Source organism: Phocaeicola oris, assembly GCF_021295095.1.
Classification (GTDB): domain Bacteria; phylum Bacteroidota; class Bacteroidia; order Bacteroidales; family Bacteroidaceae; genus Phocaeicola; species Phocaeicola oris.
This window is the reverse complement of record NZ_JAJLQX010000025.1, coordinates 20,745-35,961: the sequence shown is the minus strand read 5'-3', so window position 1 is coordinate 35,961 and position 15,217 is coordinate 20,745. Positions and strand designations below refer to the sequence as shown.

Genomic DNA, 15,217 nt, shown 5'->3' with positions numbered 1-15,217 from the left:
AGACTCCTCATACTCGCGAAGAAGATTTAATTTTTCTTCCTCACTGTAATGTTTGTACTTTTTACGCATAAGTTATACACATTTTTATGGTTATTAAATGTGTCTACTTATATCAGTATAAGTCATCACATTGCGGAACTAAACAAACGACTTGGCTAAGACACCTTATCTCTTGAATGTAAGATTCGTACCGGCATGACGATTAGACATCACTTCTGCTATTTTATGAGGATTGACTTTTACTTTATCTCGAACAAGCTCCGGAATATTATAGGCAAACATAAAGTCGCTATAGAATTTTGCAGGATTCTTTTGCGGTAATAAAAAGGGCTTATGCGCCACACCATTATTATCTATATACGAAAAGAAAGGACGTGTATATAATCCATCAATTCTTCTGCTGCTATACACCATCCAACGACTGTTATGGCTCCATGAGTGATAACTCTCCGCTTCGTCACTATTCAGCATATCCAAAGCAGTCAGCTCTCCTGTATTCATATCAATGGCAAAGAGGTCGGCATCTTTATGATTAATAGGGAAATTACAATAGTTTGTCAGTGTTACTATCATATACTTCCCATCTGGAGATACTCTTGGAAAATTGATACTGCGTCCATCTTTATTCGCATCGAACAGGGTATCCACCTCTGTTCCGAATGTACGCGTTTCCGGATTAAAATCTATACGACACAAACTATATTTCATCTTGCTTATATTGTCAGGTACACTATCCAATGCAGGAGTTGTACAGAAATAAAAACTCTTACCATCGGGAGAGAAAGAAGGGAATGTCTCAAAGACATGCTTATCATTTAATACATTACAAGATAATAATTGCTTATTTTCAATATCATAGACAACAACATCCGAATTAACATCATAAACTTCCACCCTGTCATCATGATTATAAAAATAACTTTGATGAAATATATTCGTAGATGCTGCCACATATTTGCCGGACGGATGCCAATAAGGATATACAAGATTAGAAATCGTTTCAGGAGTCTTTGTATTTATTTTCTGAACATCTCCATGATTGATAAGAACTGTGCCATTCGCATCCTTGGCACGCATGTGAAAAAGCATCTTATCAGGATTTTGCATCGGGAAACTATGACAATTAACGCAGTTATAACCGGTTAATCTGTTTTCGTATATCGGATCTTGCTCATAATTCTCAAGATTTCTTTGGAATATGCCCATTTTCAACCATTGTTCATACGGTGGTATTAGTCTATACACCAAATATTTATCAATAGAATCGTTAGCTACTTCCATCGCAAAGGAATTATACGCATACCATTCGTTCCCTTGTTGATGAGCAATGGTAAACGTTATTTTCTTACCTCTGTTTTCTTTAAGCAGTGCTCTCCATTTTTTCAGTGGAATTTCAAACAGCCCATCATTGCTGTGTACTTGGAAACTATTCTTCTCTCCTTTAATTATAGTACAATAGTTGTCGCTATCGCACACCGAGAAATTCATAGGAGCAATATTACACGGAATAACAATATCTTTATAGTCGGGGAAGATATTAATTTCCTCGTTTAATATCTTTGTTATATGTATATCATCTTTATTACAGGATACTATCGCCAATGTCATAATTAGCGTTATTAGCAGTGACAGCACATATATCGTATTTACTTTCTTCATTTTATCAGGATTTTAAGATGTGGTACCAAAATGTATCTTTATATTCCACAAGCCCAGACTTTAGATTTTTATTACCTGAATGACGATGTTCGAGTACTTTCTGCCTAAACGAATTGAATCGTTGTATGGTTTCATTCGTGACTCCGTGATTACGACAATAGTCCATATCTTTCTCAGAATACGAAATGACAGCTTCCTGCAGCCGTACAGGAAGAGTTGGAAGAATGGGAGTATGATAGTAATGGTCTACAAAATATTTTATAGCATTGAAATCTTTCTGCAATAATAAAAAACCGATAGCGTATTCACGTGCGTTGTTATCTTCCGGATTAGCTTCCAGAACTTTCATCAAATCGTACCATATTCCTTTCATTGATACAAATTCTGTGCTTTTGGCAGGCAGGTCCTTTCTTTTCATCCCTAATTCCGGATCTGCCTCTATCGCTTTATCGTTATATAGAAACTTTTCATAAGATGTTGCCCAATCTTTATAAGAATAAGTCTTTTTGAGCATTTTTATATATTTCTCGGCTATGGGATAATCACCATATATCAATCGGATTTTAATCAATAACTTCATAATTGAAGGATTCCCATTGAATGTACCTACTTCTGCGCCAAAGGCTAAGTTCAAAGCCTCAGATACAATGCCCATCTGATAATATAAATGGCTGAAGAGCATATTCTCTTCAACATAAGTATCCAATTTTTTCATTAATGAAGTAGGACCTTTTTGCGGATATTTATATAAATCTTTTAATAATATACCTTTGTGTGAAAGGGCAAGATTCAGACAATTCGTATGAAGATCTTGATTTGTATTGATACGCTGATTATTAATAATGCTATCCCATTGCTCTTTATTAATATCGTCATACAATTGCATGAGCGTATAAAGATCTTTATTATTTTCTTTCTCCGACCTTTTTATATAATAACCAATAATAATTCCTCCTATGAAGGCAAAAATGACCATCCGAAATACAAGTTTGGTTTTTATATATTTAAAAACATAGAAGCATATCATGACAAATGGTATCGTAAGCCAAGAGAAACTGTTAAACCAATTGGCTGCTACATAGTATTCATTATAAGCGTTTACCCATAGCGCATCTCCGTATGAGGCTATCTTTCCATTTGATACGGTGATATACGCAAGTATTAAAACTACAATTATATACGATAAGCTAAAATACCACTCCTTTTTATTCAATAAAACATCATATAACAAGCTGCAGAGAGCAAAAAGAAAAGCTATCGAACCAATCAAAAAATAACATCCTATTGATATTGCTATACCATATATTATCTTCCCTATATATTGTTTAGAACTGAATAAAGTATATATCCACAAGAAAAAAGATAAAAACAATAGAGCTATCAGCCCCTCATATTTGTGATATAAAGCTATTAGATAAATACATTGAAATAAAGCCGGTAAAAAGACAAGAGGAAACAAATATGTAGCTCTATTGATCTTTTTCAATGACAACCATAGAAACCAAGCGGATATACCACTAATTATTCCTGTAATGATGGCACCAACACCGGATAAAGTAAAGTATTGTATAAAATATTGAGCGATAACTATTGCAAGACCTCCCTGAAGTTTTAACAGATGAGCAATGTAATCAATATCAGATAAAAATATTTGCTGTTGCTCCCTATAGTAAAATATATATTCTTGGGTATGAAGCAAATGTATACATAAGAACATCGTCATTATTATACAAACTACAGGCAATAATAGTTTCTCTAAACGTTTCATCTGATATTTTTCTTTTACTTAGTCCACAAATATACTTAAATGTAGATAATGTGTGAATAAAGTTTTTTACATAATCTATTTATTCTTTAAAAAAAGAAAGTGTGTCAATTTTGACACACCCTCTTGTTAGAAGTAACATTATACGTTACTATTATTTTCCCTCACCTCCCCAATTAACATTTTGAACAAAACGACCTTCCGATGTCTGAATCTCATTCAAAGGAATAGGGAATGTTACCCAGTTTGCATTATAAGCAGCCGAGAATTTACCCGGAAAGAACTTTCCTTCAAATCCGCGATATGCATTTAATACATCAGCAACTATACCCCAACGAGCAAGATCGAACCAACGATGTCCTTCCATACCAAACTCCGCACGCATTTCACGCTGAAGAGCTGTAGTAGCTTCAGCGGCATTGGCAAACGGAGTCTTGTACAAACCTATACGATAATTGGCCACAGTACCTTTAATGATCTTTCCGTCAGCCTTATCGTCCATGGTATAATCAGTAGGTACATCTACACCGGACTTAGCATACGTAGCGACAAAATCATTAGCTATCAAACTACTATTAGCTGCACGTGCACGTACGGTATTAATCATTTCTCTGGCGGTCTCTAAATCACCCTCGTGGATGCAACACTCAGCATACATTAACATGATATCCGCAAAACGGATAACGTGATAGTTCTTTGCAGATGATGCCACAGTTGTGCTCACAGATGTAGATCCACGGTCGGCTATCTTAGGTAAATTCTTTTTATTCATATACAAACCACCATTCGTATAATCGCGAATCCAACCGCTAAGACCTACCGGAACACCATAATCATAAAAAGGAACACCAAACCGACCGGCAGCATAATCCAAACGAGGGTCGGTAGGAGTAGACAAATCTGATACAGGATTTATATCACCCATGATAGTCAAACGTTCCTTTTTAGTGTAATTAGGATCAGGCAAGCCGTTTTCATCCGTAATAAAGCTATTCACAAACTCAAATGTAGGCTGATAGAATCCCCAACCTCCAAGACCGGAAGCCCCGGGTTGACCAATGGCATAGGCGTAGCTAATAGTATTAGTATCGACTTCTGTACCGTTAATTGTCAGCTGAACGTCGAATACGGATTCACCTGTCCAGTCGGCAGTCTCCGCATCAAACAATTCACCGTAGTTATCTGCCAGTTTATACTTCTGCCCCTTAGCGTCAACACCATTATCGATAATATCCTTCAACAATGCTTTAGCATCTGCCCAATGATCAGCAGTCGCATTGGTGCCGTTATAAGGAGAAGACCAATACAAATATAACTTAGCAAGAACAGCCTTAGCCATCCATGAAGTAGCACGACCATAATTGCCGGCACCCCAAGTAGCAGGCAGACCGGCAGCGGCATCCTTAAGATCTTGGGCCACCTTATCCCAAATATAAATATAATTCTTTCCCTCATCTACATTAGATACTTGAGGATCTGTATTTGCCTGATAATCTTCTAAAGAAACATAAGGAATAGCGGCTCCGAACATACGGATGCCCTCAAACATCCAAACACCTTTAATGAACTTGGCTTGCGCAGCAATCTGATCTGCGTTCTTAAGAACTCCATCACCTGCTTTTGAAACCATGTCCAACACATTATTGCAACGCTTTACAGACTCGTAAACAGCACCCCATTTACCGCTGATATATGAGTTCTCAGAAGTAAAAGAATACGTCTCTATCTGAGTAAAATCAGACTGGTCGGAAGATTGTGAACCCTTATTGGCATCGGCACCGGCAACATCACCAAAAACATAATTACTAAGCGAAGCCGCGCCCATCCAATGGGTTTGTATCATATTGTTGAGAGTAGAATAAGCACCTGTCAGTACATAATCAACACCGTCAGCAGTCATCAATGTAGTTTCACCCACAGCACCTACCGGTTCAATTTGTAGGAAATCGTCACCACAACTTGTTGTAGTGAAAATTGCCAGAGCCATTATTGAATAGAATATTGTTTTTTTCATATTATTCTTATATTTAAGTTATTATTCCTTTTATTGAAGACAGAGATTAAATTTCTCTTTATCCTTCATGATATCAGAAGTCAACATTAATACCAAACAAATACTGACGTGGCATACCATAAGAACCGTAATCAACGCCTTTCATCATATCGTTCGAACCTCCATCGCTATCTGATCGAACCTCAGGATCCAAACCATCATAACCGGTAATAGTGAATACATTTGACATCTGAGCATACAAACGAATTCTTGATAGACCTAAGTTACGAACGAAACTCTTAGGCAACGAGTAACCTAATGTCAAAGTCTGCATACGGAGATAAGATCCATCCTGAATATAATTCGAGTGAGAAGCTGTATTCTCCGCGTTAGTATCACCATAAATCCACAAAGGCAATGTTCCATTAGGATTGGTAGAAGGATTCCACGCTTTCTCAACACGGTCGTATGAATAAACATTACCTAAATTTCCCCACAATGTATAATACTCAAAGTGTTTATAAAGATCATTACCTAAAGAATAGTAAAGATACGTACCCATATCCCAATCTTTCCACGTTAAACTGAGATTAATACCTCCTGTCAAATCAGGATGAGGGTTACCAATAATGGCACGGTCGTTAGCGTCAACCTTACCATCATTATTCGTATCTTTCCACTTATAATGACCTACCCATGCAGAAGGATTCAATTCTTTAGCTTCAGCGACACCGTAAGGCAATACGGTCTGCCCATTGTCATTCTTATAGTTCAATACTTCTTCTTCGCTCTTATAGATACCATCATCAACATAACCATAGAACATAGAAATAGGCTGACCTACGGTAGTGATAGTCATCTGTGAGATACGGGTTGACGTGTACAAATTTGAAGAACCTAACTTAGTAACTTTATTCTTGTACCACGAGGTATTAAAATTAATATTATACCCCACCTGACCAATCTTATCTCTCCAACCAATAGAGAAGTCAATACCGGTATTCTTCAAGTCACCAATATTAATGTTAGGCTTAGTACCCGCGCCAGCAAGAGCTGTCCAATTGGCAGGAACCAACATATCGGAAGTTTTCTTAATATAGAAGTCAAGACTTGAGGTCAACTTATTATGGAATGCTGCAAAGTCATAACCGATATTGAACATTTTAACCGTTTCCCACTTAGCATTATTATCTCCCAAGTTGGTAATTCCGTAACCCGTGTTAGCTCCTGAGTTACTTCCGGATATACCATAAAGATAACGCGTATCGTTCGTATACTGAAAAGCATAGTTATAAGCACCGATGTTTGAGTTTCCGGTAGAACCATAACCGGCACGAAGTTTTAAGTCATCTAACCAAGTGGCATGAGCTTTTGACAAAAACTTTTCATCGGAGATACGCCAACCTACAGACAATGATGGGAATGTTCCCCAACGGTTTTTCGCGGCGAATTTAGAAGAAGCATCGCGACGGATGGTAAACGTAGCCAAATACTTCCCTTTATAAGAATAATCTGCCCGGCCGAAAATACCGAACATGGTAGTCTTATTTCTGATGGAACCGGAATTACCTACGGTAGAAGTACCTCCATTATTAAGAGACCACGTATTAGGATCTTTCTCGAAAATGTAGTCATAACGATTAGCTGTCATGTTACGACCGATACCATTCTTTAATGCCTCGGTACCTATCAATAATGTGATATCATGATTTTCCGCGATATGAGTCTTATAGCTTGCAGTATTAGTCCATTGCCAATCGAAGCCCCATCCTGCGTTTTCCTCCAAGTAGTTACGAGAACGACCTTCCTTATTCCAAGCAACTGACTTCTCGTACATGGCAACACCCCAATTGCCACTTATTCTGATACTGAATTGGGAACGTAAAGTCAAACCCTTTATCCAAGGGTCTTTTACTTCCGCGAACAAGGCAGACTGCAAACGGAACATACGATTCCAGTCATTTTTTGTATTCATAACACCTTCCAAAGCAGAGCTTGCTCGGCCTCCATTACCTACAGAACCGGCAAAGTCACCACCTACATTATATGCGGGAACCCATGCGTTCATGGTATATGTACGACCGAATACACTATCATCACCCTGACGACCGCGTTCACCGATAATCTTAAAGGTGGAAGCATTAGTATTTTGACCTATCGTGAAATGTTTAGTTGGATTAAATGTGGTATTTACACGTAAGTTATAGCGCTCAAAACCGGAATTCTTTATCGTACCTTCACGGTTTGTATAGCCAAGGGAAATAGCATACTGTCCCTTAGTTCCACCACCTTGAACAGAAAGCTCATGATTCTGTGAGATGCCCGTCTGCGTTACCATGTCGTACCAATCCGTACCTCGACGAGCTTCTTCCTCTGTACCACCCAGAATATCTTTAATATAATAGTATGCTGAAAGAGCATAAGAATGAGTACCATCGTTCTGATATTGGGCAACCATATTATCGTAGCTTCCAAACATTTCCATAGCCTGTTCTTTAGACAGCCCCGCAGGATGAATGGTATAAGGCATGGTCAATTCTCCATTTTTGATAGAACCAAACTGTTGGTGACCTACCGCGTTAATATCGGCTCCGCGATAATCCACCTGATTATGCTGAGATTGCTCAATAGCTTTCATATAATCCCAAGCATTCATGGTGTTATAACCATCGTTCGCCATCTTTGACGCACTGATATAACCGTTATATGATACACGAACCTTCCCCTCTTTATTTCCTTGCTTGGTGGTAATAATAATGACACCATTCGCAGCCTTAGCACCATAAATAGCTGTCGCTGCAGCATCTTTCAACACTTGGAAAGAATCAATATCATTAGGATTAACTGAGTTGATATCAACACCTTGAATACCATCGACGATGATCAATGGGTCAGAACCGTTAACGGATCCGACACCACGTACACGAATAGTAGTTTCACCGGAAGGACCACCTGAAGTATTTACATAAACACCGGCAGCCTTACCTTGTAATGCTTCGGCAAATGTTGCTACAGGCTGTTCCTGAATTGCATCACGAGATACAACAGCTATAGAACCGGTAATGTCTTTCTTAGCCTGAGTACCGTAACCTACAACAACAACTTCATCCAAGACCTCCGTATCCTCCTTCAGAGTTACTGCAATTGATCGTTGGTTATTTGCCAAAGAAACTTCTTGCGTAATATAACCGATATAAGAAATTACCAATACAGCATTATTAGGTACGCCTTCAATAGTGGCTTTTCCATTCATATCTGTAATAGAACCGGTAGTAGTGCCTTTTACAAGAATGTTGGCACCAATAACAGGACCAGAACTGTCATGAACTGTCACGCTAACAGTTCGCCCGCTCTGTTGAACAATTGCTTCGCTTACTTTTGATGAGTTTTCTACACCTGTAGCCAATACGATTGTTGTACCTACCAGGAATAAAATAGCTCCCATAAGCGTTCTTCTCAATACAAAAGCTTCCATATGTACACAATTTAAGGGTTATTAATAAATATATTCTACAAAAAATTCTTCACAACCAATCCATCAATCAATCTCTCTTGTTCATAATTATAAGAAATATATCATTATTACTGATACTTTCTTATTAAAAGGAAAGGCAAAAACTATAAATCAGAGCTTTTCCATCATGCTATGAATTTTCTACAATTTTAGTATTAGACGCCCAAAATGTAAGTTTTTTTTCTGTTATCTGCAATATTTTTCTTCTTTTTCCCTTTTTCTTTAACGTTATTTTATCGTTCAATTTCTATTTAAGTTAAATATCCATTGATATTATTCCTCAACATATCAATATCACAAGTTATCTCTTTTATAAGTCTCCTGAGCATTCCATCAGCTTATAAAATGTTGTTATATAGTCATACGGATGAACCTTAAAAATGATACGGATAATCCGCTCAACTCATGCGGATGAGTTGTAAAAATGACGCGGATGAGTTGAGCGATTCATCCGCATGAGTTAGATAATTTGTTTTCATCACCTCATGACACTAATACGTATCACTTCAATTGTTTATATATATCAGAGAGTGATATTACCTCATCATTTTTTAGCATCAGAAGTAACAAAGGTAATTTTTCCTGCGTCTATCAAATCATGATGGTCAACACGCAGTCCGCTCACCTTGTGTTTTCCTAAATAAACCTCTTTTATGAAATCGCCATTCCCTTCCTTTTTAATAACTAACCTATCTCGCTTCCAATAATTATTATCGAGTTGAATGGTAATCTCATCAAAAATAGGAGTTGTAAGGGTATATTTTGCTTCGCCCGGACAATCCGGATAAAAGCCCATCATGCTGAAAACAGCCCATGCCGACATCGCTCCGGAATCATCATTTCCGGGTAATCCGTCCGGCTTATTCGTGTAATGCTTCTTCAAAAGCTCCTTTATCAGTTGCTGGGTTCTCCACCCCTCACCCGAAAATCGACTGAAGAAATACGGATAAGCTAAATTCTGTTCATTAGCAGGATCATAATATCCCTTGTCAAATACATTTTGCAATTCAGCAATAAAGCGGTTCTGTCCCATCAGTCCGGCAAGTCCTTTTATATCGTATGGAACAAAAAAAGTATAATTCCAGGCAGCTTCCTGCTTCGAATCAAAAGGTTCATAGAACTTGCCGTCCTCATTCAGCGGAGCCAACATTCCAAAATCTTTCCGATAGTAATACTTATAGCCTTCAGTACGTTTTCCAAGTTGTTTTACATCTTCTTTCCTCTTCAACTTTTTAGCCAGACTAATCAGTGCATTGTCCGCCAGATAATATTCCAGCGCACGCGAGACAGAGTGGTCATATTGACTTTTCATTGGGATATATCCTTTCGAGAGATAATCGTCTATATCGGGGCGGATCATATTTTTCTTCCCTTCCATAGTAGCCGATTTAAACATTGCCCTATAAGCACGATCGACATCAAAATCTGTCAATCCTTTCATATAAGTATCCACCACAACAATGGTAGCCGGATCGCCACTCATGGCATTAGTTTCCCGACCATACAATTCCCATTTAGGCAACCAGCCGTATTCCCTATACATATCAATCATGGAGTTTACCATATCAAGCTGACGGTCGGGAAACAAGATAGTCATTAACGGATGAACATTCCGATACGTATTCCAAAGCGAGAATACGGTATAACGATTTCTATTGGTAGTCAGAATCTTCTCCCCTTCCATCTGCGGATATTGTCCGCTTACATCCTGCAGAATATTCGGGTGAATAAGGAAATGATAAAGCGCTGTGTAAAATATGGTCTTCTGATCTTCGGTTCCTCCTTTTACCAGAATACGGCTTAAATTATCGTTCCAACTTTTACGAGCGTCAGCGCACAACTTATCAAAAGTTGTTCCGAACGGCTGTTCTTTCTCCAAGTTCATTCGTGCATTTTCCGTACTAACAAACGACACACCTATACTTACTTCAATGGTTTCATCTGTATCGGTGTTAAAAGTAAAGTAGGCTCCAATATCATCACCGCTCAGTTCCTTCGAATATTTCCGATACAATTTATAATAACTACCGGAATTATTATCCGTGCTCATCATTCTTTTCCAATAACCGTGCTCTGAGGGTACCTTATTTATTCGCATTACAAAATAAATAGGAAAAGTCGCTTCGGGATGTCGACAAAATGATCCAAGCAGTTTAGATCCTTCAATTTCCCTATCGTTCACTAATTTAACGGTAGCCCCACTTTCCGTTGTCAGTGCCTCTCCTAAATTCATCAGAATATTACTTTTTCCTTTCGGGAAAGTAAAACGAGCCATACTGGTACGCGGGGTGGCTGTCATTTCACACCGCACACCATACTTTTCCAACCTATTGGAATAATATCCCGGAGTCGCCACCTCATCTGTATAAGTTGATCCATAGCTATGATAATCTACATCAATATTACCTGTAGTAGCCATCAACAACAAAGAACTCATATCAGGACAATCTACACCGCTGAGATTAACGTGCGAAAAACCTGTCAGATATTTCTTGGAATAATCGTATGGAGCCGCATAAATTTGATAATCCGTAGTATCACCTTTTACATTAAACGGAGCTACCGACATCATTCCCTGCGGACAAAGTGCACCGGGATTGGTATTTCCGGAATGAGTAGTTCCAATAAAAGGATTCACATAATCTACAGGGGCTTTCTGCCCAAATGCTGTCATTAAAGAAAACAGTAACTCTCCCAGAAAGAAAACTAAACGTTTCATAAATATGACTCCCTACTTTATAATATCTTTTTAATTTGATTACCTGAATAAGGAATTCCAATAAGCAGTGATATTATCCAACTTCTCTCTTATCAAACCTATTCCTATGATACGACGTAAAAGTAACATTTAAAAAAGGCATACGCAAATAATCAAAAGCAAAAATGCTAACCGGATAACTCCAATTAGCATTTTCTTCCGTACTCCTGTAGGGAATCGAACCCTAATCTTGGGAACCGGAATCCCATATTCTATCCATTGAACTACAGAAGCAAATTCAGGGAGACAAAAGTACGAAATATATTTTCTTTTACCTAACAATTTATAACTTTTTAAATTAGTGTGATATTTTGATAAGTTATTCTGAAAAACAAATTGCAAAATGATTTATTTTATTCATTTTAATAGACAATTTAGCAAATATTACCTATATTTGCATGCAAAATTAAAATAATCAACAAATATATGAGTTATCTTATAAAGCCCAAACACTATAAACCGTTGCTTGACATGAAACAAACGGAATTGGGCATCAAACAGATAAAAGACTTTTTTCAAGTCAATCTTTCATCGGAATTGTGTCTTCGCAGAGTAACAGCTCCGCTTTTCGTATTAAAAGGTATGGGTATCAATGACGATTTGAATGGTATTGAACGTCCGGTATCTTTTCCTATTAAAGACTTGAATGAAGCTCAAGCAGAGGTTGTTCACTCTTTGGCAAAATGGAAAAGATTAACATTAGCCGATTATCACATAGAGCCGGGGTATGGCATATATACAGACATGAATGCCATTCGCGCCGATGAAGAATTAGGCAATTTACATTCTCTATATGTTGATCAGTGGGATTGGGAACAAGTCATTACAAAAGAAGATCGTAACATTGCATTCTTAAAGCAAATCGTCCATCGAATCTACGCTTCCATGCTCAGGACAGAATTCATGATTTGCGAAGCATACCCACAAATTAAGCCTTTCCTTAGTAAAGACCTCTATTTTATTCATGCAGAAGAACTAAGAAAAAGGTACCCGAACCTAACACCAAAAGAAAGAGAAAACAAAATTACTAAAAAATATGGTTCTGTATTTATAATAGGTATAGGGTGCAAGTTGGGTGATGGGAAAGAACATGATACGAGAGCTCCTGATTATGACGATTATACTACCGTTGATCCGGAAACCGGACTGCCCGGCTTGAATGGCGATCTACTAATATGGAATAAAGTACTCGACCGATCAATGGAATTATCATCTATGGGTATCCGTGTTGATAAAGAAGCATTGATTCGTCAGTTAAAACTAAGCAATCTTGAAAAACGTGAAGAGCTTTACTTCCATCAGAGATTACTCAATGATGACCTTCCTTTAAGTATAGGTGGAGGTATAGGGCAGTCACGTCTCTGTATGCTATTCTTACAAAAAGGGCATATTGGTGAAATACAAGCCAGCATTTGGCCGGAAGATATGCAGAAACAATGTGAAGAATTAGGGATGCACCTGATTTAATGCTCGAATGTATAATATAACGTGAGTACAATTCGACGATTTAAAAAAACGTAAGCCGTGTATCAATCTAAAGAAATAGTGGTACACGGCTTTTTTGAAAACTAACCATAACCGGTTACTGCTTCGATGCATAAGATACTTATGTTCCTTCGAACTCACAAGCTTTACTTAAAGCAGTAAGGATAGGAATTGTCTCTTTTTATTTGAATTATTCCACTTAAAAAGTATCTTTGCGTAAAGAAAATAAACCATGAAAAAAGTCATTTTAGCATTCGATTCTTTTAAAGGATCTGTTAGCGCAAAAGAAATATCCGAAGCTCTCAAATCTGCCATCCGGCAAATTCAACCGAAATGTAAGGTGGTCTCTTTTCCCATTGCCGATGGTGGAGAAGGAACAACAGATGTATTAAGTGACCACTTGAATGCACACAAAATAAGTTGTTTTGTTCACGACCCACTGATGCGTATCATCACTTCGACTTATGCCATTACTCAAGATGGGCAAACAGCGATTATGGAAATGGCTGCGGCAGCCGGTTTACCCCTGCTCACTCCTCAAGAACGAAATCCTCTAAACACGACAACTTTTGGTGTTGGTGAAATGATTAAAGATGCTCTCCATAAAGGTTGTCGACATATTTTGTTAGGTATAGGCGGAAGCGCGACAAACGACGCAGGAATCGGAATGATGAATGCTTTAGGTGTTCGCTTCTTTAACTCCGATAAAGCAGAAATTAATCCAACAGGCGGAGCATTATCCGATATAACCGATATAGATACTTCAAATCTTTTACCGGAGTTAAAAGATACGCTGTTCACTATTATTTCGGATGTAAACAATCCATTCTGCGGACCCATGGGAGCTGCTTGTGTATTCTCACCACAAAAAGGAGCGAACGAAGAACAAGTCAAACTATTAGATAAAGGATTACATCATTATGGTGAACTGATTCTCAACAAATTGGGTAAAGATATATTTAATATAACCGGCGCGGGCGCAGCCGGAGGTATGGGTGGAGGTTTGATACCTTATTTAAATATAGAAATGAAACAAGGCAGCCAAGCCATTCTTCAAATTTTAAATTTTAAAGAGGCATTAAAAGGAGCTTCTCTCATTTTCACGGGTGAAGGAAAAATAGATAAACAAACGGCAATGGGAAAAGCCCTTCAAGGCATTGTTGAGCTGGCAAAAGAAATGGATGTCCCTGTCATTGCGTTAGGTGGATCTGTTGAAGAAACTGAACAGCTAAACAAATTGGGCTTCACCGGCGTCTTTGCCATTCAATCAGGACCAATTACGCTGCAAGATGCCATGAGAAAAGAAATAGCTCTTAACAACTTGTCAAGAACAGTCATTCAAATTATCCGTACAGTTGATGCTTTTAACATATAGTAGATTACCAATCTATTGGAGTTTCTTCATGAGCCACTAAATACTCATTTGCCTTGCTAAAGTGCTTATTCCCAAAGAATCCACGATATACGGAAAGAGGAGACGGATGAGCTGAAGTCAAAACCAAATGTTTGTTTCTATCAATAAAAGCCCCTTTCTTCTGAGCGTACGATCCCCACAACATAAAAACCAAATGTTCTCGTCGTTCAGCTAATGCTTTAATAACTGCGTCAGTGAACTCCTCCCATCCTTTCCCTTGATGAGATCCTGCCTGATGCTGACGAACTGTAAGTGTAGCATTCAACAGAAAGACACCTTGATTCACCCAGCGAGTCAAGTTGCCACTTGTTGGAATCGGTTTTCCTAAATCGGATTGAATCTCTTTAAAAATATTCTGCAAAGAAGGAGGAAAAGGAATGCCTTCATTCACTGAGAAGCAAAGTCCCATCGCCTGTCCGGGCTCATGATATGGATCCTGACCAATAAGCACGACTTTTACCTTATCAAACGGACAAAGATTAAACGCATTAAATATCAATCGACCGGGAGGGTAACAAATCCCCTTCCTGTATTCATCGCGCACAAAATCGGTTAATTGTTTGAAATAAGTCTTTTCAAACTCAGGTGCCAAGACCTGTTTCCATGATGATTCTATTTGTACATTCATA

Annotated in this window: 8 protein-coding genes and 1 tRNA gene; 2 read left to right on the top strand and 7 right to left on the bottom strand. The window is 38.1% G+C overall.

The window, feature by feature from the left end:
- Positions 1-165: 165 nt before the first annotated feature.
- The 6 genes from LO761_RS11175 to LO761_RS11150 form a co-directional block, all read right to left on the bottom strand.
- Positions 166-1,659 carry a TolB-like translocation protein gene (locus tag LO761_RS11175; protein ID WP_272818362.1) on the bottom strand — a complete coding sequence of 498 codons (1,494 nt, stop codon included), beginning with the start codon at positions 1,657-1,659 and terminating at the stop codon, positions 166-168.
- A 4-nt stretch (positions 1,660-1,663) separates the two neighbouring features.
- Positions 1,664-3,427, bottom strand: a complete 1,764-nt coding sequence (locus LO761_RS11170; RefSeq protein WP_272818361.1) for a DUF6057 family protein — start codon at positions 3,425-3,427, stop codon at positions 1,664-1,666.
- 151 nt (positions 3,428-3,578) lie between these two features.
- Positions 3,579-5,438: a RagB/SusD family nutrient uptake outer membrane protein gene (locus LO761_RS11165; protein WP_272818360.1), complete on the bottom strand. Its 1,860-nt coding sequence runs from the start codon at positions 5,436-5,438 to the stop codon at positions 3,579-3,581.
- A gap of 73 nt (positions 5,439-5,511) precedes the next feature.
- Positions 5,512-8,892, bottom strand: a complete 3,381-nt coding sequence (locus tag LO761_RS11160; protein ID WP_272818359.1) for a SusC/RagA family TonB-linked outer membrane protein — start codon at positions 8,890-8,892, stop codon at positions 5,512-5,514.
- 583 nt (positions 8,893-9,475) lie between these two features.
- Entirely contained in the window at positions 9,476-11,650 is a 2,175-nt protein-coding gene (locus tag LO761_RS11155; RefSeq protein WP_272818358.1) for a GH92 family glycosyl hydrolase, read from the bottom strand.
- Between the two features lie 201 nt (positions 11,651-11,851).
- Positions 11,852-11,923: transfer RNA gene (locus LO761_RS11150), tRNA-Arg, on the bottom strand.
- Between the two features lie 192 nt (positions 11,924-12,115).
- Between LO761_RS11150 and asnA the strand changes: the two genes are divergently transcribed.
- Positions 12,116-13,156 carry an aspartate--ammonia ligase gene (gene asnA, locus LO761_RS11145; RefSeq protein ID WP_272818357.1) on the top strand — a complete coding sequence of 347 codons (1,041 nt, stop codon included), beginning with the start codon at positions 12,116-12,118 and terminating at the stop codon, positions 13,154-13,156.
- Between the two features lie 250 nt (positions 13,157-13,406).
- Positions 13,407-14,549, top strand: coding sequence for a glycerate kinase family protein (locus tag LO761_RS11140; protein WP_272818356.1), 1,143 nt, complete (start codon positions 13,407-13,409; stop codon positions 14,547-14,549).
- A 4-nt stretch (positions 14,550-14,553) separates the two neighbouring features.
- On the opposite strand, the gene ung is transcribed toward LO761_RS11140, so the two are convergent.
- Complete coding sequence (gene ung / locus LO761_RS11135; protein ID WP_272818355.1) at positions 14,554-15,216, bottom strand: uracil-DNA glycosylase; 663 nt, start codon at positions 15,214-15,216, stop codon at positions 14,554-14,556.
- Position 15,217 lies beyond the last annotated feature (1 nt).

Coding starts and splice junctions, on each gene's coding strand:
- LO761_RS11175 (WP_272818362.1), bottom strand. CDS start 1,659: ATGAAGAAAGTAAATACGATATATGTGCTGTCACTGCTAATAACGCTA.
- LO761_RS11170 (WP_272818361.1), bottom strand. CDS start 3,427: ATGAAACGTTTAGAGAAACTATTATTGCCTGTAGTTTGTATAATAATG.
- LO761_RS11165 (WP_272818360.1), bottom strand. CDS start 5,438: ATGAAAAAAACAATATTCTATTCAATAATGGCTCTGGCAATTTTCACT.
- LO761_RS11160 (WP_272818359.1), bottom strand. CDS start 8,892: ATGGAAGCTTTTGTATTGAGAAGAACGCTTATGGGAGCTATTTTATTC.
- LO761_RS11155 (WP_272818358.1), bottom strand. CDS start 11,650: ATGAAACGTTTAGTTTTCTTTCTGGGAGAGTTACTGTTTTCTTTAATG.
- asnA (WP_272818357.1), top strand. CDS start 12,116: ATGAGTTATCTTATAAAGCCCAAACACTATAAACCGTTGCTTGACATG.
- LO761_RS11140 (WP_272818356.1), top strand. CDS start 13,407: ATGAAAAAAGTCATTTTAGCATTCGATTCTTTTAAAGGATCTGTTAGC.
- ung (WP_272818355.1), bottom strand. CDS start 15,216: ATGAATGTACAAATAGAATCATCATGGAAACAGGTCTTGGCACCTGAG.